The following is a 25,570-nucleotide window of genomic DNA, read 5'->3' as shown; positions in this document are numbered from 1 at the left end:
CTTTTTATAGTTAATCGTTAGTTAACAAAATAAGGAGAGATAACAATGGATCATTTATTTTCCCCTTTCCGTTTAAAAGGACTGGACTTAAAAAACCGAATTGTGATGTCCCCCATGTGCCAATATTCCGTGACGGCTGAGGATGGAAAACCAAATGAATGGCATTTTCAGCACTACGTCAGCCGTGCCGTAGGAGGGGCAGGGCTTATTATGATAGAGATGACGGATGTGGAGCCAGACGGTCGTATTACAAACCGTGACCTTGGCATTTGGTCAGATGAACACATAGAGGCTTACGCCAACATTGTGAAGGAAGTTCATCGGTATGGGGCAAAAATTGGAATTCAAATTGCCCACGCAGGGCGAAAAGCAGAAGATGCTGAAACTCCTGTAGCCCCATCGGCAATTGCTTTCAATGAAAACTTTAAGCAACCGCGGGCTTTAGAAACGGAAGAAGTCAAAGAAATGGTAGAGAAATACCGTCTTGCTGCACGACGGGCTGTTCAGGCAGGATTTGATGTAATTGAACTTCACGGGGCTCATGGTTACTTAATACACCAATTTATTTCCCCTTATACGAATAAGCGAGAAGACGAATATGGTAAAGACCGCACGAAATTTGGAGTGGATATCATCCGGGCCGTAAAAGAAGAAATACCAGAAGATATGCCTTTGTTTATGCGCATATCAGCAAGAGAATATGTGGAAGAAGGGTACGGATTAGAAACAAGCATCTCCTTTTCTAAAGCTTTTAAAGAAGCGGGAGTAGATTTGTTTGATGTAAGCTCTGGAGGGGAAGGACCAATTGGCGGCGGGGGTAAACCTGGCACACATGCCGGCTACCAAGTTCCTCTCGCTCGTGAAATCAAAAAAGCTGTAGAGGTACCAGTCGGTGCAGTAGGACGCCTAGAGGACCCAGTACTTGCCAATTCTGTCATAGGGAATGGGGAAGCAGATCTGGCGATTATCGGAAGAGGAATGTTACGCAACCCTTATTGGTCATTAGAGGCGGCCAAGGCATTGAAGATGGAAGCAGAGCCGCCTGTTCAATACATGATGGGTTTTAAATAAAGTGCTCCTCGATGTTTTAGAAGATATAGAGGGAAATAAGGCATAATATTACATACTCCAGCTTTGACTCAGTCAATAGCTGGAGTATTTTAGTTGAAAAGAGTACAAGCATCACCAAATATGAAACGTTGGCCACCTTCTGTGCCTAGCCTCAGCGAACTTTGTAGGTAGTGGTTTATTCACAGGAAGTAAACGTAAATGTATTTTTGCGTGTATGTCTCTTGACCATTGAACTATAGGAAAAAGAGATGTATAATTTATAATCACATATTCAAATTTTTGAATATGTGATTATATAGAGCAAAAGAGGTAATATCATGTGGAATGATTTACAGCAATTTAAGGCGGATTTTTTTAAAGCATTGTCACATCCGCTAAGAATACGTATTTTAGAAGTTTTATCAGAGGGAGAAAAAAGTGTCAATGAGATCCAGCGTGCGCTTCAAAGTGAAGGGTCAGCTGTTTCTCAACAATTAAGTGTGCTCCGGAATAAAAATATCGTAGTTGGAACAAAAAATGGAAAACATGTCGTCTACTCGCTGCGCGATCCTGCAATTTCAGAATTGCTAGATGTAGCAAAAGATATATTTAACAATCATTTAGTGGATACCTATTCCATGTTAGAGAGGTTAGAAACCGACAAAAATAGTTAAGTAGATGAAACACTTTACTAGCAGACATTTTTTCTGGAATATACAAACAGCTTGAAGAAATGCTTGGAGATAACACAGTACATTTCAGGCAAATAGAGGCGATACTTTTTATCGGACAAGATAGAAGAAGTTTTTGGATAAAATAAATTTATATCGAAAAGAAGGGTGAAAAGTGAAAGGGTTATGGAGAGGGAGATTTGAGGGGTATTCCTTCCAGCATTTGCAAAAGGATTTATTGTCAGGGGTTATTGTAGGAGTTATCGCTATCCCATTAGGAATGGCATTCGCTGTAGCTTCTGGTGTAAAACCGGAATATGGAATATATACAACGGTTATCGCAGGTATCCTTATTTCAATTTTCGGTGGTTCAAAATTCCAAATTGGCGGTCCAACTGGTGCATTTATACCTATATTGCTAGGTATTGTGATTACATACGGATATGAGGACTTACTGCTTGCTGGTTTGATGGCGGGTATTATTCTCTGTTTGTTAGGTATGTTTAAGCTTGGTTCCTTCATTAAATTTATACCCAGACCTGTTACCATCGGGTTTACATCGGGCATTGCTGTCATTATTTTCACAGGTCAGATAGCTAATTTTTTGGGGCTGACAGAGATTGAAAAGCATGAATCCTTTATTGCAAATATGAAGGAAATTTACAAGCATATGGATACGATTAACGTCTATGGAGTCGCCACGGCAATGATTTGTCTCGTTACCATACTTATTTCCCCTAAGTTATTTCGGAAAGTACCAGGCTCGCTCATTGGTTTAATCGTATCAACGGTAATCGCATCTATCTTTTTTTCAGGACATGTTCCAACGATAAGCACAGTATTTGGCAATATTCCAAGTGAGTTTCCATCACTCTCTGTCCCTGAAATATCATGGGAACGTATCCAGTACTTGCTCGCACCAGCATTCGCCATTGCTATGCTCGGCGGAATCGAATCATTGTTGTCGGCAGTAGTCGCTGACGGAATGACGAATAGTAAACACAACAGTAACAAAGAATTAATTGGTCAGGGGATCGCTAATGTGGTGACACCATTGTTTGGTGGGATTCCAGCCACAGGAGCTATCGCTCGTACTGCTACGAATATAAAATCCGGAGCAGTATCTCCAATGTCGGGTATTATTCATAGTATTTTTGTGTTAATAACTATTTTACTTCTGGCTCCGTATGCATCTCATATTCCACTAGCGAGCATGGCTCCTGTTTTAATGGTGGTAGCTTGGAATATGAGTGAAAGGAAACAATTTGCCCATGTATTAAAAATGAAATCAGGAGACTCTCTCATTTTACTGACCACTTTCTTATTCACGGTATTTACAAGTATTACAACAGCAGTACAAGTTGGGCTAATATTAGCAGTGGTATTGTTTGCAAAGCGCATGAGTTCCATGCTTGTTGTGTCTAAGGTGCTCCCGGATCATTCGAAAGAGCAGGAAACCGTTCAGTCGCATGTAGTGAATGATCAACATGACTGCCCGCAAATTAGTATGTACACCATTGAAGGACCTTTGTTTTTTGGTGTAGCTCAATTATTTGAACAACGGATTATGGAATCGATTCACTATAAACCCAAGATATTAATACTACGCATGGGGAAAGTACCCTTTATGGATACAACAGGGGAGGCTAATTTCAGAAGCCTGATCCAACACTTTCAGAGAGGTGGCGGGACTGTTCTTGTTTCCGGCGTATTACCAGAAGTAAGAGAATCATTTAGGCGATCTGATTTAGATAACGTAATAGGTAATGAAAATATATTTGACCATACGGGAGAGGCTATTGATGATGCTCTCTCTCGAATAAACGAGAAGAAGTGTTCTGGCTGTAAGCATTTTGCTTTTCATGAGTGTCACAAGTTCTCACAACAACCTGGACATAAGGAAGTGGAATTCGTCTGATAATCGATTAGCCACCGTATGTATTATCTTTGTGTAATTATAGGAAAACAGGAATAAATGAAATAGCTTTATCTTCATGTGTCCACCAGTACATGGCATACTCCTCTTTTCCATATCGATGAAGTTGACTTTATACCCCTTGTGGTATAAAATGTAAATACTATGTTTAGAAAAAAGGAAGTGTCCTGTATGGAATATACAGATCAAATGAAAAATAGAGTAAAGAGAGTAGAGGGTCAGGTTAGAGCCATTCTTCGCATGATGGAAGAGGACAAAGAATGCCGAGATGTCGTAGGACAATTGTCCGCTGCCCGCAATGCCTTGGATCGCACTATTGGCTTAGTCGTTAGTACTAACTTGGAAGAATGTATACGAGAACAGATCGAAAAAGGGGAAGGTACCGAAGAAATGGTACAAGAAGCTGTGAATTTGCTTGTGAAAAGCAGGTAACCGGAGGCTTCCTAAAGGAGAATTATCCTTTAGGGGGCTTTTTTTGTGAGTGATGTCAACGACACAGCGATGATATTTAAACAATATTTGTTCAATTGAGTAAAAATGTTTTTAAACGCTCCGATATTAAGAATAATAGAAGTTTTGACAGATGCACGTTGAGCAGTCATTTATAGATAGATTCATGTAGATGTAGAGTGACAAGGAATCAGCAGCACGGCCGACCTGACCTGCCCTATATATGGTCGGTTCTTTTTCACTTGTTGAAGCTGACTCTACAATAGGGGCTCTTACAGCAGGAATGATAGATTTTAATCAGCTAGATGAGATGGATGACATACGAGATGGAGTGAGTAGCCAGTGAGTATTTTTGCGAAAAAGATTAGATCATGGCAAGAGTTTATGAGTTACGATGGCGATACAGACATCTATGTCGATACACGAGCTAAGGATTACTTGAAATTCTTAGGGATTGAACATGACACCCTTGAAGATGTACGGTCAGCAGCGCATGTGCTCGCCCCTCATAAAGAAGAAATCGTTAATTATTTTTATAAGCAAATAACACAGGTACCTCATTTGGAAAGTATTATTTCCAATTATTCGACGGTGGAACGATTAAGGAAAACGATGCAAATCTATCTTGATCAATTTCTCGCCGCAGATTTGAATGAAGACTATATTAAAACGAGGATCACGGTTGGGGAAGTACACAGCCGTATTAGTTTGACAGCCGATCACTTTATATCAGCTCATCATATGCTTATGCAAATGATGACATCAATTCTCATGGAAAAACTTCAACGTAAACCTAACCAGCTAATGGCTTCTGTTTTGGCTATTCAAAAATTAGCGGCATTTGACCAACAATTAATAGTGGGAGTTTACATGGAAGATACGTTTAAGTCCTTTTTGTTCGATATTTCCGGATTGTTAAATCACACGACTCAACTCGATACAACGAAAAATCTTGTAGTTGGTATGGATAAACAAATTGAGGAAACTCACAGCGTCTCGGCGGCAACAGAGCAGATGAGCGCCTCCATAAATGAAGTGGCAGATTATGCCATGAATGTCGCTGAGAGTACAGGTGATGCAGTAGTATCCGCAGAAGAGAGCAAAGAAATTATTCACCATTCCCTTGATGATATAAAAAATGTTGGAACAGTTTACGAAGATGTAGTGGAAAAGGTTAGTCAGCTGGATAGAGAAATTGAACATACGCAGAGTGTGGTAGGCATCATTAAGGATATTGCTGAGCAAACAAATTTACTAGCATTGAATGCCAGCATCGAAGCGGCTCGAGCGGGAGAACATGGACGGGGTTTTTCTGTGGTGGCCTCTGAGGTGAGAAATTTATCTGAGAATACCCAGCATCAAATCAAGCAAATTACCTCGAATATAGATGCACTGCAACACCTCTCCCGTGAAGTCACTGATCGTATTAAAAAGACTGGTAAGTGGGTGGAGCAAAGTGTGGATGGAGCGGAGCAGGCTGGAGATGCACTTTCTATGATTGTATCTACGATGAGTTCGATTAACGAATCCATCTCTCAAATTGCTGCCATGAGTGAAGAGCAAACGTCTACCGTCATGGATATCGCACAAAGAAATACAAATATATATGATCTAAGTAGTGAAACGGTGAAAATAGCGAGAGAAACAGGTACATTAGTGTTCGATCTCAGCAAACAAATGGATGACTATAGAAACTCCTTTTTTAATATAAACGTTGAACTAAATGGAAAAGACATTATGAAAGTAACAAAGACAGACCACTTACTGTTGAAATGGAAAGTATACAATACCATTCTTGGTATTGGGGACGTAAAATCTGAAGACTTCCACGCTTGCAGTTTTTATAACTGGCTCCAAGAAGACCTGCGCTCTCCTTTGAAAGATAATGAGATGTTACAGAAAATAGAGGAATCCCATGAAGCTATTCATCAACTGGCGGCACTAGCCGTGAAGCAGCATGGGGAGGGGAAGGGAAACGAAGCCCACAATACTTACGAGCGGCTAGCCACCGCGTCTGACACGTTTCTCTCTCTCGTATCTGAAATAGAATCAACCTTTCATTAGTCCAAGCCCCGTTCTAAACGAGTGAACGATGGCATCAGCTAGTGGACGGCTGATGTAGTTACACAATTTCGAATGAGAAGAGAGGGTACTTACGATGAAAGTTGAACATCCACATTTCCATCAGGATCAAACGAAGATTATCCAAATGATCTCTTCTGGGACATCGCTCAGAAAAATATTGAAATTCATTACGACAAGCATGGAAAAGTTGCAAGGTAGTGTTTCAATGTATGCTTCTATTATGTTGTACCATCCTTTAGAAAAAAAACTGGCAGATATGATTAGTACTTCTTTGTCTAAAGAATTCCGTAAAAGGATGGGAAGTGTGGATATTGGTCCTTATGAAGGCTCTTGTGGAACGGCGGCATTTTTCAAAAGAAATGTAATGGTATCCAATATAGAAGTAGATCCTTTATGGAGGAAATATCGTCACATCGCTGCTTCTTATGGATACAAGGCGTGTTTTTCCATGCCAATCCTATCTTCGAAACAGAAGATATTAGGGACAATGACTGTTTATTACAAAAAAGTCCACACACCAAGTGAAGAAATGATTAAGGCGTTAGAAATGTATAAAAGACTGGCGGCCATTGCTGTAGAGATACATTGCACAGGTGAGAGAGTGGATACGGCACCAAAGAAGGATAAGGTGGGTAAAAAAGAGAGTATCTTAATTGGGAAAACACAGAATGAATCCATCCTCACCCAGCTTCGGCGTGCTTTAGAAAAAGAAGAGTTTGAAGTATATTTTCAGCCTTATTTCGGTATAGAAGATAACAAATTTGGGATTGAAGCATTGATACGATGGAACCACCCAAATTCAGGATTATTACCCCCGGCCGCATTTATTGAAGTAGCAGAAGAAACAGGTTTTATACTGGATATGGAACAGTGGGTTCTTAAGAAATCCTTGGATGAAGTGAGCAAACTCCATCAAAATGGTTGGAAGCACCTTACCTTATCCGTTAATATCTCTGCCCGACAATTTGGGAATGATGATTTCGTCGAAGCAGTGGCTGATCTCTTACAAGTGTATTCCTTCCCTGCCTCACACCTTGTATTAGAAGTAACCGAACGCTTTATTATCGAGCGAGATAACATGGAAGTCCTAAGCAAGCTTCGAGACATTGGAGTAAAGATTTCTATTGATGATTTTGGAACGGCCTATTCCTCCTTGCATTATTTGAAAGATCTACCTGTCGATGAGTTAAAAATAGACCGCAGTTTTATAGCTAATATGGAAAAAGATATCAATAACCAAAAAATCGTTGAAATGATTATTTTACTAAGCCGACAATTAAATGTAACAACCGTTGCTGAAGGAGTAGAAACAAACAATCAACTGAAAATACTTACAGATATGCGTTGTGATCGTGTTCAAGGATTTTTGTTTAGTAAACCAATGCCTCTCAGAGAGATCACGAGAAAGTATCCTGAGATGAGAGGGTTACTGGAAAGTACCGCTAACATAACATAGCATACACGACTATTCTAACGTTACTAGGACTTGTGGCTTGGCACTTTCTCGGTGGGCTGTATGGTTAATCCTGCTTGATGCTCCTTTAAAGGTGATGCTTTGAGCAATGGCTCCGGTAATATATTCTTTAGCTGTTTTGACGCTGTTAAAGACGGAATGGCCTTTTGACAGCTCAGCTGCTATTGCCGCAGAAAAGGTACAGCCGGCACCGTTTGTATCAGTTGGTATGCGTTCCGTAGCCAACAACGTATACTGTTTTCCGTCGAATAACACATCTACCGCTTGTTTGGATGTTAGCCGCCCTCCCTTCACTATTACATATTTCGGTCCGAAAGAATGGATGATGTTGGCCGCCTCTTTCATTTTTTCCACTGAATCTACGCGGGACAAACCGCTTAGTTTTTCGGCTTCTGGGGTGTTTGGAGTTACAATAGTCGCTAATGGCAGAAGGTTGTTCTTCAACTTATGGATGGCCTCTTTCTCTACGATTTCTGCGCCGCTTTTTGTAACAATCACCGGGTCCACAATCACCCGTGGGATGCTCTGATTTATTGTTACATCCACTACATATTGAACCTGCTCTTCTGAATAAATCATTCCTGTCTTTATGGCATCTAGATCGGAACGCTCGGAAGCAGTAAGAACTTGAGCTTCCAGGGATTCTAACGATTGGGGAAAAATGTGTCTGCCTTTTTGGTCACTGATCGTGACGATCGCTGTAATAGCAGCCATGCCGTACACTTCTAACTCTTGAAATGTTTTTAAATCCGCTTGTATGCCTGCTCCGCCCATACTGCTAGAGCCTGCTATGGACAATACTTTTCTCATGTAAACCTCCTCTTTCCTACAATGCAGTTTACACTTCAATTCACGTTTATTTCTAATTCTTGGCGAAGTTTCGATCTTTCTAGCTATTATAACCATAAAGACGATTCTTTTCTAATAAAGCAAATGGTACAATGAGGGCAAAAAGAGTACCGGAGGTTATCAATGATACAAGTACTGTTTGTTTGTCTTGGAAATATTTGTCGATCACCCATGGCGGAAGCGGTATTTCGTCATAAAGTGAAAGAAGCAGGTCTTGAACGTGACATTGTCGTAGATTCTGTTGGAACAGGAGACTGGCATGAAGGAGAAACCCCTCATCAAGGAACGTGTGAATTACTCCGTGAAAAAGATATAGATTTTTCGGGGATCGTGGCGAGAAAAATAGAGAAACGAGATGTAGAAAATGCTGATTATGTCGTAGCGATGGATGCCGACAATATGAGGTCCATCCGTAGCTTGGCTGATGAAGCGAATGATACTAAAATAACGAAATTAATGGACTTCGTTCCTCGAAATAAAATAGAGGACGTACCAGACCCTTATTTTACCGGTAATTTTGATGAAGTGTATAACATGGTGGATGAAGGCTGTGACCAATTACTTGCTCATATACGGGAGCAAAGCAGCATATGAGAGAAAAGATAGAGAACGTGTTAAAAGACATGGGAGACACTTCTTCATTGAAGAACATTTATTCCGTTTCTGGAGGGGATATTAGCGAAGCATACCGGATAATCACTTCGGATGACCAATATTTTTTCAAGTATAACGGAAAAGCACCTAATGATTTCTTTCAAAAAGAAGCAGAAGGTCTTCGCATGTAAGAAACACAGACGCCTTGCAGGTGCCTTTGGTATATCATTGGAGTCACGAGAGCCATTCCACGGCCGGCTATATCCTTATGGAATGGTTGGAAGGGGAAGCGACAGTTGATACAGAGGAGCAATTAGGGCAAGGTCTGGCTCATTTACATTTTTCTCTGTCCAAGCATGGTTACGGATTAACATCAGATAATTATATTGGGACTCTCCCTCAGCCAAATGGGTGGCGGGAGGACTGGGTGACGTTTTTGCGGGATCAACGTCTTGGCTTTCAAGCGAACCTTGCTGAAAAACAAGGAATGTTGCGAGGAAAGCGAAAAGACAACCTTTATCGTTTGTTAATAAACTTAGAAAAATGGATCCCTCATCAACCAGGTCCTTCGATGTTGCATGGAGATTTATGGGGAGGAAATTGGATGACCGGTCCCAAGGGAGCCCCTTATTTAATTGATCCAGCTGTTTTTTATGGCGACAGAGAATTTGAGATAGCTTTTACTGAACTGTTCGGAGGATATTCCTCTCGTTTTTATGACGCATATCGAGAGATTTCCCCTTTATCTCCCGAATACGAGGAACGTAAACATATCTATCAACTATATTATTTACTTGTTCATTTAAACCTTTTTGGTGAGTCCTACGGATCATCGATTGACAGAGTTCTCTCTAGATATGTATAAGGTATCGAACTTTTCTCCTAAATAAGTGAAAAAAATAACCGATATTAAGGACAAGATAGTTCATAAAAAGAACTGTCCTGTCCTTTTTTAAGATAAGAAAGTATTACATTCATGGAGTAATGTCTAGCTACAGCTCCTAGTCGCTCGGAGGCCCACAGTTGAATGATCTTTTGCTAAAATCACAAACGTCCTGTTTGTAACGCAAAAGTCAGCACCTCCTGTGCAAGCCAGATCGGCGTTGTCCCAGGAACTTCCGCAGGAGGCGGTGGCTTCTACGTTGCACACACGAGGTGTGAGGTTTTAGTAGAAGTTCCTTTTTCTTTAGCCGATCATCTATATTCGTCATCACCTGCGGCCACCAGATGACCTGTATCTTATTGTCAAGCATGCGCACGACAATATGTATTCATATGAACGAATAGAGTGTCACTTCCTTTAGTAGATAGTTTTCTGCTGATAAATGATATAAAAATATTAAATTATGAAAGACGAGGAGGGGATTACATGGAGTACCAGGTAAGGAATGTGGTGTGTCAAATAGAAGAAGAGGAATTTGCTTTCCCTGTCGATCACATCACGGGGATAGAGAAACCACAACCGATCACGAAAGTGCCGAACACAGCTGATTATATAAAAGGAGTAACGAATATACGTGGAGAGGTTACCCCTCTCTTAGATTTGAGATCGTATTTGTTGCAGAAAGAAACAGAGTTGGATAACGATTATAAAATACTTCTGGCCCACGTTGGTGATATAAAGATAGGTCTTATCGTGGACAAGGCAAATGAAGTAATGGATATTCCTGAAACTATCCTTGAAACAGTTCAAGTTGATGGAGAGGAAACCGACCAAGCAGTACAAGTGGCTAAGATGGAAAACCGGTTAATTATTTTATTAGATATTGAGTACATGCTGAAAGAAATGGATGAGGAAACATTCGGTAAAATTAGATCTATGATATGAAAATAGAACACGGAATCCAGAGTGAGGAGATAACGAATGAGCACAAATCAATATATGGACCTCTTTCTAGAGGAAAGTGAAGAGCATCTGCAAGCGGTAAATGCCAATCTTTTAGAGTTGGAAAAAGAACCTGATAATTTATCGCTTGTTAACGAGATATTCAGATCTGCTCATACATTAAAAGGAATGGCTGCAACCATGGGATTTGAAGACCTTACCGCACTCACTCATCAAATGGAAAATGTGTTAGATGCCATTCGAAATGAAGAAATTCAAGTAGAGACAGATATTCTGAATGTTGTTTTTGATGCGGTGGAGGACCTTGAAGAAATGATAATAGACATTTCTCAAGGAGGGAGCGGGTCAAAGGATACAACCGTCATCGTCAGCCAGCTAGAGCAAGTATTGGAAGGATCTTCTGTTAGTGATTTCGTTGAAAAAACAGAGCGAGAGCAACCCGCGTTTGACTCCAATGTTGAATATGATGGCTTTGTACAATCTGTTCTTACACAGGCTTTTGAAGAAGAGTATCACGTTTATCAAGTGCAGGTTGAACTGCGAGAAGATTGTGTATTAAAACGCGCTCGTATCTTTATGATCATGGAGGGGCTGGAGGGCAAAGCGGAGATCATCCATTCTTCTCCTTCTGTAGAAGAACTAGAAGAAGAAAAATTCGATTATCAATTTACGATGACTTTAACTTCTATGAAAAACGCAGAGGAAATCGAAAAAATAGTCAGCCACGTTTCAGAAGTGGCATCTGTTAACGTGAAGCCGTTAACAGAAAAGGAGATAGCACCGGTAACACAGGAAAAGGAAACAGAAAAAAGCGAGACGGAGAAAAAAGTCGAAAAAGAGAAAAGTGAGCCAGCAAACAAGCCCGTTGGGGGAGGAATCACCTCTAAATCTATCCGAGTGAACATAGATCGAATCGATCAATTAATGCGCTCATTTGAGGAGTTATTGATTTATCGAGGACGACTTGAGCAATTGGCAAAAGAAAATGGAAATAAAGATAGTATAGAAACTCTTGAAAAGATGACAAGAGTATCGAACGACTTACAAAACCTTATTTTAAGCATGCGTATGGTGCCGGTAGAGCAAGTGTTTAACCGATTTCCACGCATGGTCCGAAGCTTGTCTCAGGAATTAGGTAAGAAAATTAACCTCAGAATTACAGGAGCCGATACAGAGCTCGATCGTACGGTTGTTGATCAAATTGGAGATCCTTTAGTTCATTTGATACGTAATTCAGTCGATCACGGGCTTGAACTGCCTGAAGAACGATTAGAAAAAAATAAACAAGAGGCTGGTGAGATACACCTCAAGGCTTATCATAGCGGCAACCACGTAGTCATTGAAGTGAGCGATGACGGAGCAGGCATTAATAGGGAAAAGGTAGCAAGTAAAGCGGTGAAATCTGGAATTATAACGAAAGAAGAAGCTGATCAATTCTCTGATAATGAGATTTATGACTTATTGTTTGCCTCCGGGTTTAGTACAGCAGATCAAGTTTCAGATGTGTCTGGACGCGGGGTAGGATTAGATGTAGTGAAAACAACGATTGAATCTCTAGGTGGTGCTATCACCGTCACTTCAGTCCCAGGGGAGGGTAGTCTCTTTTCTATTGAGCTGCCTCTCACGTTATCAATTATCTTGGCGTTGCTTGTAAGAGTGGCAGATGAAACATATGCTATCTCCCTATCCTCAATTAAAGAAACAACGATTATTCCAAAGTCAAAAATACGTACCGTCCATCATCAAAAAGTGATCAATTTCCGAGATTCCGTCATACCTATTATTTCGTTAAGAGAAACATTCGGATTTCCCGAGATCGATCAGGAAGAATGTCCCGCGGTTATTGTTCAAAAAGGAGAAAAAATGGTAGCACTTCTTGTCGATTCCTTGATTGGGCAAGAGGAAATTGTAATAAAATCACTTGGGGCATTTTTAACGAATGTACATGCTATTTCTGGAGCTACTATACTTGGGGATGGGAAAGTGGCTCTTATTCTAGACAGCAATGCTTTCATTGGGTAAAGTCAGGTGATTTTTACCATCGTCCTCCACGTCAGAGAAAGGTACGTAAAGAAGGAGAAACCAACATGAAAGTTGATGATTTTCAGGCTTTTAAGATGAAAGTAAAAGAGAAGGCAGGCGTAGATTTGTCTCAGTATAAAGAAAACCAAATGAAAAGGCGGTTAACTTCTTTACGGGACCGCCGTGGTTTTCACACCTTTAAAGATTACTATACCTCAATGGAAAGAGACCAGGCGTTGTTCGATGAATTTTTAGAACGAATAACCATCAATGTTACTCATTTTTTCCGAAACAAACCACAATGGACGGTACTAGAGAAAGAGCTTCCTTTATTGACCGCGGGGCGCTCCAAGATAAAAGTGTGGTCAGCTGCCTGTTCTACGGGGGAAGAACCCTACTCATTAGCTATGTTGCTTCATTCCATACCATCCATAAACGATTTTCACATTCTCGCGACCGACTTGGATGAAAAGGCACTTGACCACGCGAAAAGAGGCAAGTATAACAAAGAATCACTAAAAGAGTTATCACCGGACGATAAAAATAATTTTTTTAACAAAGACGATGGTTATTATAACGTTTTACATGAGCTCAAACAGTATGTGACATTTAAACAGCAGAATCTATTATCAGATCCTTTTGATACAGGGTTTGATCTCATTGTCTGTCGGAATGTGATGATTTATTTTACGGAAGACACGAAGAAGAAACTATATCAGAAATTTTCTCGATCCCTACGTACCGGAGGGCTATTATTTGTTGGGAATACCGAACAGATTTTTCAACCACAAGAATATGGTTTGCAATTGAAGCATTCCTTCTTTTATGTAAAGACATAGCAGCGGTGCGTGTATAAAAAAATATCATTTTCTGATATACTCAACTTTACCTCAGCTTATTGAAGGAGGAGACAGCGTTGGGTAATCAATCCAAGCTTCAAAAAGAAGCGATGCGGGTTTTAAAAGAAACAAGCAGGACATTTTACATACCTATTAATTCACTCGTCCCGGTATTAAAGAAGACCGTGGCATCTGCGTACTTGTGCATGCGTGCGATAGATGAAATAGAAGATCATGAAGGGTTAGCACCTGAACCGAAGGAGCATTTGTTGAGAGAAACGAGCAAATTGCTAAGCCAAAGGTTTGACCGGCAAGCATATGAATCTTTAATAGAGCCGTATGCATCTGATTTTCCTGAAGTGACTCGGCGTCTCGGTGATTGGATTGCATTTTGCCCGCAAGAAATTAGAGAGAAAGTACAAGAGTCAACGAGTATTATGGCTCAGGGCATGGCAGATTGGGTGAAAAAGAACTGGAACATTAATACAGAGGACGATCTTGATAACTATACCTACTATGTAGCAGGACTCGTTGGTGTGATGCTGTCCGATATATGGGAGTGGTATAATGGCACAAGCACTGATCGGGATTTAGCAATCGCGTTCGGGCGTGGCCTGCAGTCCGTGAACATTCTTCGGAATCAAGAGGAAGATTATGAGCGAGGCGTGGAGTTTTTCCCTGAACATTGGAGCCGGGAGGACATGTTTCAATACGCCCGCAGGAATTTAAGACTAGCCGATGACTATATGAAAGAACTCCATACAAGAAACATTCGTCTCTTTTGTAAGATCCCGCTTGTTCTTGCAAAGAGAACACTCAAAGCGTTAGAGCGGGGGCAAGAGAAAATGACTCGAACGGAAGTAGAAGCAGCTGTAGAACAAGTGAAAAGTGAATCGTAACAGGATGCCGCTCTAATGGGCGGCTTTTTGTTGCTCTCTTTTCCTTTTTTCGATATTATTTTAAGTAGAGAATAACAAGGAGTGGGTATATAGTGGTTGATGTTTCTATCACATCATTGATTGAAAGCTTCGAAGAATTGTTACCAAAAGAGACCTCTTACGCTATAGCGGATCCCGACCATTTTATTTACTATAAACCAAGCAAAATCATCGACTTAAAAATTAGACCAGGCGACAAAATAAATGAAAATACAGTGACTTATCAAGCGCTGGCAGTTCAACGGAAAATGTCACAGAAAGTAAGCAGTCAAGTCTTTGGAGTACCTTATTTCGGTACATCGGTCCCCATTCTGGATGAAGGTAATCCAAAAGGCTGTGTAACTGCTATTTTGCCAGCCAGTTATGGGAAGCCTCTTTCGAATGTGTTAACGGTTCGCACAGGGGACACTTGGAAACCGACAACGCTGCAAGATATCATATATTTAGAAGCCCAGAATAGAAAGACGTGGGTACAGTCCGTAAAAGGAATGGGAACGAATAAATATACTTTGAGTGAACTGGAGTTCCTGCTCCCTGACGAAACGTTTTTACGGTGTCACCGTTCTTATATTATTAACGTTCATTACATTGAAGAGATACAGCCTGATTCTCACTCAACGTTTTTGCTTATTATGAAGGATGGGTTAAAAGTACCTGTCAGTCAAACGTACGCTAGAGTATTTAGAAAAAGGCTCGGTTTTTAATAGGAGGAAGACTGCTCTTAAAGATGAGAGCAGTTTTTTTATTATAAAGTTAGGGAATCATAACATCTACAGCGAACAGTCCATTCAGATGATATCGGGTCGATCGTCTTAACATTACGGTGGGTGCTTTCTGTTTTTTTGTCAGTTGAGTACATGCTTTTCTGCTTCGTCCGATATATTTCTGTTTCGATCACAAATTAAGCCCTTTCATACAAAAAGACAAGAAATCGCCAAAAAACACTGATAAAATAGTGAAAAAACAACAATGAAATGAGGGATTGGTGTGGAAAATAGCATTAAGGAGCGTGTGCGTCACGCAGACCTCCAGAATCGTGTGGTTTCCCGCCAGATTGCGGCGTCATGGATTGAGGATGGAATGACGCTTGGCTTAAGCGGTTTCACCCGAGCAGGCGATGCAAAAGCAGTTCCGCTGGCACTCGTGGAACGAGCAAAAAAAGAGAATCTAAAAGTGAATGTATATACAGGTGCTTCTCTAGGGTCGGATGTAGACCGACTAATGGCGGAAGCTGGGATTGTTAATAAACGCTTACCGTTCCAGGCGGATAGCGTGATGAGAAAAAAAATAAATGAAGGCGACATGTATTTCGTAGACCAGCATTTATCGCATACCGCTGAGTATTTACGCAATGATGCCTTGGAGGCAGTGGACGTTGCAATTGTGGAAGCGGTTTCTATCACGGAAGATGGTTTCATTATTCCGACAACTTCTGTAGGTAACTCTTCTATTTTCGTAGAAAAAGCGAAGACAGTGATTGTTGAATTAAATGAAGCGCAGCCTCTTGCTTTAGAAGGAATGCACGACATTTATGAATTAGGAAAACAAGGCGAGCGGAATCCGATACCTTTGCAACACGTGGACGATAGAATAGGAACGCAAGGAATTCCAGTAGATTTAGATAAAGTAAAAGGAATTGTGTTAACCAATCAGCAAGATAGTCCGTCTACCATTGTTCCTCCTGATGAAGAAACAGCGACGATGGCAGACCATCTTATTCAATTTTTGAGAAAAGAAAACAAAGAAGGACGTCTACCGAAGAATCTTGCACCTCTGCAATCTGGGATTGGTTCCGTAGCGAATGCTGTTCTTCACGGATTGCTCGAATCCGAATTTACAGATCTGGAAGTTTATTCTGAAGTCTTGCAAGATGCTGTATTTGATTTACTGGATGCCGGTAAAGTCAGATTTGCTTCTGGTTGCTCCATTACGCTTTCAGAAACAAAGCTTGAGGGATTGTTGTCTGACTTAGATCGTTACAAAGATCGATTGGTTTTACGTCCGCAAGAATTTTCAAACCATCCTGAGATTATTCGTCGTTTAGGACTTATCGCTATTAATACAGCCCTTGAATTTGACATTTATGGAAATATAAATTCCACTCATGTTTCCGGTACGAAAATGATGAATGGCATCGGCGGGTCAGGAGACTTTGCCCGAAATTCAAAACTGTCCATATTTGTAACGAAATCGATTGCGAAAAATGGAAATATATCTAGCGTTGTGCCGTTTGTATCACATGTAGACCATACCGAGCATGACGTAGATGTTATCGTGACAGAACAAGGATATGCTGATTTGCGCGGGTTAGCGCCAATAGAGCGTCCGCCGGTCATCATTAAAAATTGTGCTCATCCTATGTATCGGGAACAATTACTAAATTATTTTGAAGAAGCCTGTAAGCGCGGCGGTCAAACCCCACACGTGCTAGAAAAAGCATTTTCCTGGCATACAAATTTTGCGAATAACGGAACAATGCTTGAAAAAACACCACAGTATTCAGGATAATGAATCATCAAAATGAGGATAAAATTAAAACGCACTTCTGATTATCAAAATGATATCGGAAGTGCGTTTTTAATACTACGTTTTGTTCTTAGAGAGAAAACTTTAAGAGATATAAGAAATTTGCCTCCATGTTTCATGTGAAACAGAGGAAATTCTTGTTGTGAGGGCAAGTAACTTATGCATGAGTGAATGAAACATGTAATTTACTCTATGAGGAAAGTCAGAGTCTGCTTTCCTGTCACAGGATATAATTAAATCACATTTTTAATTTATCTTCGGTCTCCTCCGAAAATATCATAAAGGCCGCGAGCAATACTTCCCTCGCCCTTAGATCCGCCTTCTTGCGGCATAGCAGCAAACACACGGCTGGCTAATCGGCTGAATGGAAGAGACTGAACCCATACTGTACCGGGGCCGCGTAAGGTAGCAAAAAAGATACCTTCCCCGCCAAATAATGCAGTTTTAATTCCTCCTACAAACTCAATGTTGTAATCCACATCTCCTGTCATAGCGGCAAGACAACCGGTATCCACTTTAAGTACTTCTCCTGCTTCTAGTTTCTTCTCATGTATTGTACCTCCTGCATGAACAAATGCCATGCCGTCCCCTTCGAGCTTTTGCATAATAAACCCTTCTCCACCAAAGAAGCCGGTACCCAGTTTCTTTTGGAATTCAACCCCAACAGATACTCCTTTGGCTGCTGCTAAAAAAGCATCTTTTTGGCAAATAATTTTTCCACCCACTTCGCTTAAATCAACAGGTACAATCTTACCTGGATAAGGGGATGCAAAAGAGACATGGCTTTTTTCTGTTCCCTCGTTCGTAAAAGCGGTCATGAATAGACTTTCCCCAGTTATCACTCTTTTCCCCGCTCCGATGAGCTTTCCCATAATCCCGCTCACGCTTGATTCATTGGATCCGTCCCCAAAGATTGTTTCCATTCTGATATTGTCGTTCATCATCATTAAGCTCCCAGCTTCGGCAATAACGGTTTCTTCCGGATCCAGTTCTACCTCAACAAACTGCATATCGTCTCCGAGCAGTTTGTAATCAATTTCATGATTATTCATCGTATCCCACTCCTTTCAAACGTAAAAACTAACATAACCTCGTTTAATAATTCGCGTTAGTTTCTGCTCATTCCTTTTCAAAATAAGTGAAACTATGGAGGGGATGTAATATTTTTGTAAAATGAATGTTAAATATTTTTAGGTTTTTACATTTGATAAAGAGGAAATATAGAGGTAGTTTAGAGGATAAGGGAGGTATGATGAATGAAAGGAATTGTACTAGCTGGTGGAAGCGGTTCAAGGCTTTACCCGATGACCAAATCAATTTCAAAACAAATGCTTCCTGTTTATGATAAACCAATGATTTTTTACCCGTTATCTGTACTCATGCTATCGGGGATTAAAGAGATTTTAATTATTTCCACTCCGAAGGACACACCGAGATTTCAGGAACTTCTCGGGGATGGAAGCCAATTTGGTATTTCATTGTCTTATAAGGAACAAGCTTCCCCTAATGGTTTGGCAGAAGCTTTTAAAATTGGAGAGTCATTTATTGGAAATGAGGATGTGGCTTTAATTTTAGGAGATAATATTTTCTATGGACAAGGTTTCACCCCTCTTTTAAAAAAGGCAGCTACTCGAAAAGAAGGAGCTACTGTCTTTGGATATCGCGTAAGTCAGCCGGAAAGATATGGAGTTGTAGAGTTCGACGAAGATTTACGGGTGAAATCTTTAGAAGAAAAACCGAAGAAGCCGAAATCAGATTTTGCGGTGACCGGTTTATATTTTTACGATAATGACGTAATAGACATTGCCAAAACCATTCGTCCGTCTGCCCGGGGAGAATTGGAAATTACTGATATTAATAAAGCTTATTTAGAAAAAGGAACATTGCACGTCGAACTTCTTGGCCGAGGGTTTGCTTGGCTGGATACGGGGACGCCGGAATCTCTGTTTGATGCCTCGCAATTCATTGAAACGGTCGAGAAACGTCAAGGATTCAAAGTAGCTTGTTTGGAAGAGATTGCATTTTATATGAATTATATTAGTAAAGAGCAACTCATGCAGCGGGTGGCCGGGATGAAAAACAGTGATTACAAAAAATATCTCTTGAAAGTCGCAGAACGGTCGGAGCACATGGCATATTTGTCTAACTCCAACGAGGCGTACAGAATGGAATTGATGAAATGAGGAACAACCATCAAACTCTATTAGTGACAGGCGGTGCTGGTTTTATAGGTCTGCATTTCATTCATTACTTTGCGGAAAAGTATCCGGATACCCGAATAGTGAACCTAGATAAGATGACCTACGCCGCCAACCGCACCGAAGAAGAAAAACTCAAGAAATATCCTAACTATCGCCTCGTCGAAGGAGACATCTGTGATAGAGAACTAGTAGAAAAGCTGTTTAAAGAAGAGGACATCCGAGGAGTTATACATTTTGCTGCAGAATCCCACGTGGATCGATCCATTACCGGACCCGACTTATTTATTAAGACAAATATTGAAGGAACCTTCGTTTTATTAGATACCGCCATGAAATATTGGATGAGACGTCCAGGTGAATATTATTCAGGTTACGAGTCATCCAGATTTCATCACATTTCGACTGATGAAGTGTACGGCACACTTGGGGAGACTGGTTTGTTTACAGAAACTACTGCTTATGCGCCAAACAGTCCGTATAGTGCTAGTAAAGCAAGCTCTGACATGCTAGTTCGCAGCTATTATCATACGTATGGTATGGATGTCGTTATGACTCATTGCTCTAACAACTACGGACCGAAACAACATAGTGAAAAGTTGATCCCTACCATTATCAGGAAAGCAGTTCATTTAGAGCAGATTCCTATTTACGGAGATGGAAAAAATGTACGTGACTGGCTTTACGTAGACGATCATTGCAGAGGCATTGATCTTGTGTACCGAAAAGGTAGGGCAGGAGAAAGTTATAATATAGGCGGTAACAATGAACGGACGAATGTGTATATTGCGAAAAAAATATGCGAACTCCTTGACGAAAGACGTCCGCATCAACTAAAACATAAACACATCACCAGTCATAAGGATCTTATTACATTTGTAGATGATCGCCCAGGTCACGATCGCAGATATGCAATTGACGCTAATAAGATAAAAACTGAACTAGACTGGCAGCCTGAAGAGAACTTTGAGAGTGGGATAAAAAAGACAGTGGAGTGGTATTTGCGCCATGAAGAATGAAAATCCTCATATGTCTGTGGTGATCCCAGTATACGGGTGTGGTGATTGCTTAATACAATTATATAAGCGACTGAAAGAAACACTAGAAACGGTAACGAACAACTTTGAAGTTATTCTGGTGGATGATTGCAGTCCCGATCAAGCTTGGGAAGTCATTCAGCAATTAATTATTCGCGACAACAGGATACGCGGTGTACGTTTTTCCCGTAACTTTGGACAGCATGCTGCGATTACCGCCGGTCTTGACAAGGCTTCTGGTGATTGGGTGGTTGTGATGGACTGTGACCTCCAAGATCAACCTGAAGAAATAACAAAGTTATATGCAAAAGCTCAAGAAGGGTATGATGTCGTCTTTGCCAGACGTTATGACCGCCGTGACACTTTTATGAAAAAGTGGAGTTCCCGAATGTTTTATAAAATATATGATTATTTTACAGAAGGGAAGTCAGATCCAACCATTGCCAACTTCAGCATCACTTCAAGAAAAGTAGTGTCTCATTTCAGGCAGATGCGTGAACAGAATCGTAATTTTCCATTATTTATCCAATGGATGGGATTTCGTACGGCTGCTGTTAACGTAGAGCACCACGAGCGGGTGCACGGGAAATCATCATATAATTTATCAAAGCTGGTAAACTTGGCCATTGACGGTATTGTGTCCCAATCCAATAAGCCACTTCGTCTTTCTATTAAATTCGGTTTTCTTTTAGCGGTGGGAGCCGTAATATATGGCCTTTATTTAATGTACCAGTATTTCTTTATGTTTAAACCTGTTCCGGGCTGGACGAGCTTAATGGTATCCATTTACTTTGTCGGAGGATTGCTGTTTGCTAATTTAGGTATGATTGGATTATATATTGGAAAAGTTTTCGACGAGGTAAAAAAGCGTCCTCTCTATATCATTGAGGAATCTTCCGGCTTTGAGGAGAAGAATATTCATAAAACCTTTAGAGACTCCACGTTAGCCGATAATGGGGAATAGAGTAGGAGGATAGAGAAGTGAAAGAGAATCTTATTCGCGAAACGCCATGGGATAAACGTTCCTTAGAGATGGAAACGTATGAATTGCTAGAGCTCTCTGAAGCAGCTCTCGATAAGAGTCAAGCAATGAAAGGTCATTTTTCCATTAAAGTAGATCCACTTGCCTCAAAAGAGCTTCTGCATGAATATGGGTTCTATTACACAGATACGTTGCTTACACCCGTTTGTACAAGAGATCAGTTTGTTCCGTATGATCATGATAAGATAGACGTTATCAGTGAGGTGGAAAAGGGTGAAGTCATAGCCATATCAGAAGGAATATATGAACATGGCCGGTTTCACAGAGACTTCATGTTAGAGCGCCGACTTGCTGATCAACGCTATGATAATTGGCTGGGACAGCTGTATGATGAAGGTACCGTGTGGGGATTCGTGTATGACGAAGAACTTGCTGGATTCTTCGCATACTCTGGCAATCAAGTATTGCTGCAGGCCTTTAAAGAAGAATATCAAGGTAAAGGGCTGGCAAAATACTTTTGGAGCCGCTCGGTCCGTACTCTTTTTGATGAAGGACATAAGGAAGTGGCCACCTCCATTTCTGCAGCTAACTTGGCAATGGTGAACCTTACTGCTTCTTTAGGATTTAAATTTAAAAAAGCCGTTGATGTTTACCACAAACTGAATAGGTAAAGCAGAGAGGATTTTAATCGTGGGTTATATCTATATTTTCGGCACGGTGTTTTTTACTGTTTACGGGCAAATTATACTAAAATGGCAAATTTCTAAATACGGAGGCCTGCCTCCAGAACTATGGGACAAAGTTCTATTTGTATTACGACTGTTATTAGACCCGCTCATTCTATCGGGTTTTCTTTCTGCATTTGTGGCTTCCTTGTTTTGGATGGCGGCGATGACGAAGTTTGATATTAGTTATGCCTATCCGTTTATGAGCTTGTCGTTCGGGCTTGTTTTCTTATTATCGATTTTTCTTTTTCATGAACCGATTACCGCCCATAAAGTGATTGGGCTTGCTTTAATTATCGCTGGTATCCTTGTAACCAGCCAGTCTGCTTAATGTGGTTATCTCATTGCATGGAGGTAATGAACCTGTGATTCCTTTTAACCGACGCCCTTATTTAGGGACTGAAGATACTTATATACAAGAAGCGCTGCAGGGTCAGTCATTGGCTGGGGATGGTCCGTACACGAAAGACTGCCAACAATGGCTGGAGGAGGAGTTTCATTGCAATCGTGCTTTTTTAACGCCATCTTGTACGCACGCTTTGGAAATGACTGCCATCCTTGCAGGAATTGAGCCGGGAGATGAAGTCATCATGCCTTCTTATACCTTTGTCTCTACGGCCAATGCTTTCGTTCTTCGAGGCGCTGATATCGTATTCGTGGATATCCGTCCTGATACGTTGAATATCAATGAGAAGTTGATTGAGGATGCCATCACTCCCAAAACAAAAGCGATTGTTCCTGTCCATTATGCTGGGGTTGCCTGCGAAATGGACACGATTATGGAAATAGCGGAAAAACATAAATTGTTTGTCATTGAAGATGCTGCTCAAGGCGTAAAAAGTACATATCATGGAAAAGCGTTAGGGACAATTGGGCACTTAGGGGCATATAGTTTCCATGAGACTAAAAATTACACAAGTGGTGGTGAAGGTGGCGCTCTGCTCGTAAATACGAATGATTTAGAAACACGTGCAGAAATTATACGTGAGAAAGGAACAAATAGATCTCAATTCTTTCGTGGGCAAATCGATAAGTACACATGGGTGGATGTTGGCTCTTCTTATTTGCCGGGAGAATTAAATGCCGCCTATTTATATGCTCAATTAAAAGAGGCAGATCACATCAATGAAGACCGTCTGACTTCCTGGAAGCGTTACTATGAACTCTTAGAACCTCTTTGTGAGGAAGGAAAAATATCTCTTCCTGTCGTCCCGGAAAGCTGCAGCCATAATGCTCATATGTTTTACATAAAAACCAATAGCTTAGAGGAACGGACCGAGTTAATCCAGTGGTTGAAGCAAAAGGGCATACAAAGCACGTTTCATTATGTACCGCTTCATACCTCAACAGCAGGAGAACAATTTGGCCGTTTTCATGGGGTAGATAAATACACGACTGAAAATAGTGATCGCTTAGTAAGACTTCCTATGTATTATGGCCTTACATTAAAAGATATTAAATATATAACTACGACGATCAGGAGCTTTTACGAATGAAAAAAGAGCGTTTTTATATATTTCTTTCCATTGTAGGCATCATTATCTACTGTTCCCCCTTTCTATTTCTCGGGGAAGGGGTGCATGTACGTCTGCATGATCATTTGGATTCAAATGTAATCTGGTACAAGACATTGGTTGAGACAGGTACGGTGTTTGCGCCAAGTCATACAGAGATTCAAACGATGATGAATGGCTTGCCGCGTGGATCATTGGATACTGCCTTTAGTTTATACGTTCTTTTATTTTCGTTGTTTGAGCCGTTGACTGTTTTAGTCTTGAATGAATTTCTTATGAGATTCATCGCTTTCTTCGGAATGTTTTTGTTTTTAAAACACCATGTCTTCAAAAGCGATCACTCTTACATTTTAATTGTGGCAGGAGTATCTCTTGCCTTTGCCCTACTCCCATTCTGGCCATTTGGAGGGGCAAGTATTGCAGGGATTCCTTTGGCTTTATATGCTTTTCTTAATATCAGAAACCGGTGCTCTTCTTTCAAAGACTGGTTTATTATTACTTTCCTTCCTTTTTACTCAAGCTTCGTATTGTCTTTTATTTTTTTTCTTGGTCTTATGGGAGTCGTATGGCTCATTGATTGGTTCCGAACAAAGCGCTCTAATTGGCAGTTTTTCTCAAGCATTGCCTGGATGACTATGCTATTCCTTCTGAAGCAATATCGGCTAGTGATGGGAGTGTTGTTTGGGCAAGGGTTCGTCGATCATCGCGTCGAATTTTCTCGTGGCCATAATTCGTTTTCACGTACGATGGAACTTTTCGGGGAGAACTACTTAACAGCGCACACTCACTCTTATTCACATCACGATACTCTCATTGTGTATGTTGTTCTTTTTGCCCTCCTGCTTCTGGCAGGGCTGAGAATACGAGAGTGGCTTCGGCCTTCTGGACAATTAATAACATTTACGGCCGTTGAAAAAGCGTTACCATCTTTGTTAATAGTGGCTGCCTTGTTTTCTTTTTGGTATGCCCTGTGGTACTGGGAAGGTTTCCGGTTATTAAAAGATACGATTGATATTACAAATACTTTTAATTTCGGCCGCTTTCATTTATTAAATGCTGCCATTTGGTACATTGTGTTTGCCATTTCTTTGTCGGTGATAAAAAAGTATATACCGCGGATTTCCTGGCTCATTGCTATACTGATAGCAGGACAGCTATATGTTGTCTTCTACGAAAACTTCGAATGGAAGTATTCGCGTTCTGATTATCCTTCCTATGGAGAGTTTTATGCGGAAGAGCAATTTAAAGAAATAAAAGATTTTATTGATAGACCCCCAGAGGAGTATCGGATCGTAAGCATCGGCATGTATCCAGCGGTTGCTCATTATAATGGAATGTATTCGTTAGATATGTATGTAACGATGTATCCTCTCTCTTACAAACATCAGTTTCGGGAAATTATCGAAGGAGAATTAGAGAAGAACGAGTCACTGAAAGACTATTATAATACATGGGGGAGCAGAGTATACGTGTTTGCCGATGAGTTGGGAAAAGAGTACTTATATACGAAAGATAAAAATGAAACAATTGAGAACTTGGACTTTAACACGGAAGCGTTTAAAGAAATGGGCGGGGAATATGTATTGTCAGCCGTAGAAATAGAAAACGCAGAAGAAAATAATTTAGAGTTGTTGAAGGTGTTTGAGTCTGAATCCTCTGCCTGGCGCATTCACTTATATGAGGCAATATAAAAAATGGCTTGCTATCATCTCGCCAAACAGAATAGTAAAAACAAACGCCGTGTAATGATATTCATTCCATGGCGTTTGCTCGTGCAGACAAAGAAAAGAAAGGCACCTTAGCTGAAGCACCTTTCCGTATTATGGTCCTTCTG

Annotated in this window: 24 protein-coding genes; 22 read left to right on the top strand and 2 right to left on the bottom strand. The window is 40.7% G+C overall.

Going from position 1 to position 25,570, the window contains the following annotated elements; translation table 11 throughout:
* The first annotated feature begins 45 nt into the window (after window positions 1–45).
* The 6 genes from BM095_RS11090 (at window position 46) to BM095_RS11065 (ending at window position 7,648) form a co-directional block, all read left to right on the top strand.
* Window positions 46–1,071 (top strand): NADH:flavin oxidoreductase/NADH oxidase, encoded by a 1,026-nt coding sequence (locus BM095_RS11090; RefSeq protein WP_091661627.1) that lies wholly within the window; start codon window positions 46–48, stop codon window positions 1,069–1,071.
* A 317-nt stretch (window positions 1,072–1,388) separates the two neighbouring features.
* Window positions 1,389–1,724: an ArsR/SmtB family transcription factor gene (locus BM095_RS11085; protein WP_091661625.1), complete on the top strand. Its 336-nt coding sequence runs from the start codon at window positions 1,389–1,391 to the stop codon at window positions 1,722–1,724.
* Window positions 1,725–1,896: 172 nt separating this feature from the next.
* Window positions 1,897–3,639, top strand: a complete 1,743-nt coding sequence (locus BM095_RS11080; protein ID WP_091661622.1) for a SulP family inorganic anion transporter — start codon at window positions 1,897–1,899, stop codon at window positions 3,637–3,639.
* 189 nt (window positions 3,640–3,828) lie between these two features.
* On the top strand, window positions 3,829–4,089 hold the full coding sequence (locus tag BM095_RS11075; protein WP_091661620.1) for a metal-sensitive transcriptional regulator: 261 nt from the start codon (window positions 3,829–3,831) through the stop codon (window positions 4,087–4,089).
* A gap of 360 nt (window positions 4,090–4,449) precedes the next feature.
* Window positions 4,450–6,171, top strand: coding sequence for a methyl-accepting chemotaxis protein (locus BM095_RS11070; RefSeq protein WP_091661618.1), 1,722 nt, complete (start codon window positions 4,450–4,452; stop codon window positions 6,169–6,171).
* A 94-nt stretch (window positions 6,172–6,265) separates the two neighbouring features.
* On the top strand, window positions 6,266–7,648 hold the full coding sequence (locus BM095_RS11065; RefSeq protein WP_091661615.1) for a sensor domain-containing phosphodiesterase: 1,383 nt from the start codon (window positions 6,266–6,268) through the stop codon (window positions 7,646–7,648).
* Between the two features lie 9 nt (window positions 7,649–7,657).
* On the opposite strand, the gene thiD is transcribed toward BM095_RS11065, so the two are convergent.
* Window positions 7,658–8,476: a bifunctional hydroxymethylpyrimidine kinase/phosphomethylpyrimidine kinase gene (gene thiD / locus BM095_RS11060; RefSeq protein ID WP_245757881.1), complete on the bottom strand. Its 819-nt coding sequence runs from the start codon at window positions 8,474–8,476 to the stop codon at window positions 7,658–7,660.
* Between the two features lie 162 nt (window positions 8,477–8,638).
* Between thiD and BM095_RS11055 the strand changes: the two genes are divergently transcribed.
* The 9 genes from BM095_RS11055 to BM095_RS11020 all read left to right on the top strand — a co-directional run bounded on the left by BM095_RS11055 (window position 8,639) and on the right by BM095_RS11020 (window position 17,262).
* Window positions 8,639–9,109 (top strand): low molecular weight protein-tyrosine-phosphatase, encoded by a 471-nt coding sequence (locus BM095_RS11055; RefSeq protein WP_091661610.1) that lies wholly within the window; start codon window positions 8,639–8,641, stop codon window positions 9,107–9,109.
* Window positions 9,106–9,300, top strand: a complete 195-nt coding sequence (locus BM095_RS16885; RefSeq protein WP_322787611.1) for a fructosamine kinase family protein — start codon at window positions 9,106–9,108, stop codon at window positions 9,298–9,300. Before BM095_RS11055 ends, BM095_RS16885 begins: the two co-directional genes overlap by 4 nt.
* 20 nt (window positions 9,301–9,320) lie before the next feature.
* Window positions 9,321–9,974 carry a fructosamine kinase family protein gene (locus BM095_RS11050; RefSeq protein WP_322787610.1) on the top strand — a complete coding sequence of 218 codons (654 nt, stop codon included), beginning with the start codon at window positions 9,321–9,323 and terminating at the stop codon, window positions 9,972–9,974.
* A gap of 504 nt (window positions 9,975–10,478) precedes the next feature.
* Window positions 10,479–10,937, top strand: coding sequence for a chemotaxis protein CheW (locus tag BM095_RS11045; protein ID WP_091661607.1), 459 nt, complete (start codon window positions 10,479–10,481; stop codon window positions 10,935–10,937).
* A 36-nt stretch (window positions 10,938–10,973) separates the two neighbouring features.
* Window positions 10,974–12,977: a chemotaxis protein CheA gene (locus BM095_RS11040; protein ID WP_091661604.1), complete on the top strand. Its 2,004-nt coding sequence runs from the start codon at window positions 10,974–10,976 to the stop codon at window positions 12,975–12,977.
* A 65-nt stretch (window positions 12,978–13,042) separates the two neighbouring features.
* Window positions 13,043–13,816 (top strand): CheR family methyltransferase, encoded by a 774-nt coding sequence (locus tag BM095_RS11035; protein ID WP_091661602.1) that lies wholly within the window; start codon window positions 13,043–13,045, stop codon window positions 13,814–13,816.
* Window positions 13,817–13,893: 77 nt separating this feature from the next.
* The gene (locus BM095_RS11030; RefSeq protein ID WP_091661599.1) at window positions 13,894–14,715 is read left to right on the top strand and encodes a squalene/phytoene synthase family protein; all 822 of its coding nucleotides are present in this window, start codon (window positions 13,894–13,896) and stop codon (window positions 14,713–14,715) included.
* A gap of 92 nt (window positions 14,716–14,807) precedes the next feature.
* Window positions 14,808–15,458: a LytTR family DNA-binding domain-containing protein gene (locus tag BM095_RS11025; RefSeq protein WP_091661596.1), complete on the top strand. Its 651-nt coding sequence runs from the start codon at window positions 14,808–14,810 to the stop codon at window positions 15,456–15,458.
* Between the two features lie 295 nt (window positions 15,459–15,753).
* Window positions 15,754–17,262, top strand: a complete 1,509-nt coding sequence (locus BM095_RS11020; protein WP_091661812.1) for an acetyl-CoA hydrolase/transferase family protein — start codon at window positions 15,754–15,756, stop codon at window positions 17,260–17,262.
* Window positions 17,263–17,531: 269 nt separating this feature from the next.
* Here BM095_RS11020 and BM095_RS11015 read toward each other — a convergent pair whose 3' ends face one another.
* Window positions 17,532–18,332 carry a TIGR00266 family protein gene (locus tag BM095_RS11015; RefSeq protein ID WP_091661594.1) on the bottom strand — a complete coding sequence of 267 codons (801 nt, stop codon included), beginning with the start codon at window positions 18,330–18,332 and terminating at the stop codon, window positions 17,532–17,534.
* A gap of 204 nt (window positions 18,333–18,536) precedes the next feature.
* Between BM095_RS11015 and rfbA the strand changes: the two genes are divergently transcribed.
* The 7 genes from rfbA to BM095_RS10980 all read left to right on the top strand — a co-directional run bounded on the left by rfbA (window position 18,537) and on the right by BM095_RS10980 (window position 25,427).
* A complete protein-coding gene (gene rfbA, locus BM095_RS11010) occupies window positions 18,537–19,463 on the top strand; it encodes a glucose-1-phosphate thymidylyltransferase RfbA (RefSeq protein WP_091661591.1) in 927 nt (308 codons plus the stop codon).
* Window positions 19,460–20,497: a dTDP-glucose 4,6-dehydratase gene (gene rfbB, locus BM095_RS11005; protein ID WP_091661588.1), complete on the top strand. Its 1,038-nt coding sequence runs from the start codon at window positions 19,460–19,462 to the stop codon at window positions 20,495–20,497. The genes rfbA and rfbB overlap by 4 nt, the downstream gene beginning before the upstream one ends.
* Entirely contained in the window at window positions 20,487–21,479 is a 993-nt protein-coding gene (locus BM095_RS11000; protein ID WP_091661585.1) for a glycosyltransferase family 2 protein, read from the top strand. The genes rfbB and BM095_RS11000 overlap by 11 nt, the downstream gene beginning before the upstream one ends.
* A 125-nt stretch (window positions 21,480–21,604) precedes the next feature.
* On the top strand, window positions 21,605–22,168 hold the full coding sequence (locus BM095_RS10995) for a GNAT family N-acetyltransferase (protein WP_407639160.1): 564 nt from the start codon (window positions 21,605–21,607) through the stop codon (window positions 22,166–22,168).
* Entirely contained in the window at window positions 22,161–22,553 is a 393-nt protein-coding gene (locus BM095_RS10990) for an EamA family transporter (protein WP_456061742.1), read from the top strand. Before BM095_RS10995 ends, BM095_RS10990 begins: the two co-directional genes overlap by 8 nt.
* Before the next feature lie 34 nt (window positions 22,554–22,587).
* On the top strand, window positions 22,588–23,718 hold the full coding sequence (gene rffA, locus BM095_RS10985) for a dTDP-4-amino-4,6-dideoxygalactose transaminase (RefSeq protein WP_091661576.1): 1,131 nt from the start codon (window positions 22,588–22,590) through the stop codon (window positions 23,716–23,718).
* A complete protein-coding gene (locus BM095_RS10980; protein ID WP_091661573.1) occupies window positions 23,715–25,427 on the top strand; it encodes a DUF6044 family protein in 1,713 nt (570 codons plus the stop codon). Before rffA ends, BM095_RS10980 begins: the two co-directional genes overlap by 4 nt.
* The last annotated feature ends 143 nt before the right edge of the window (window positions 25,428–25,570 follow it).

The organism is Alteribacillus iranensis, from assembly GCF_900113025.1.
Classification (GTDB): domain Bacteria; phylum Bacillota; class Bacilli; order Bacillales; family Marinococcaceae; genus Alteribacillus_A; species Alteribacillus_A iranensis.
This window is presented reverse-complemented; position numbering and strand designations above follow the sequence as displayed.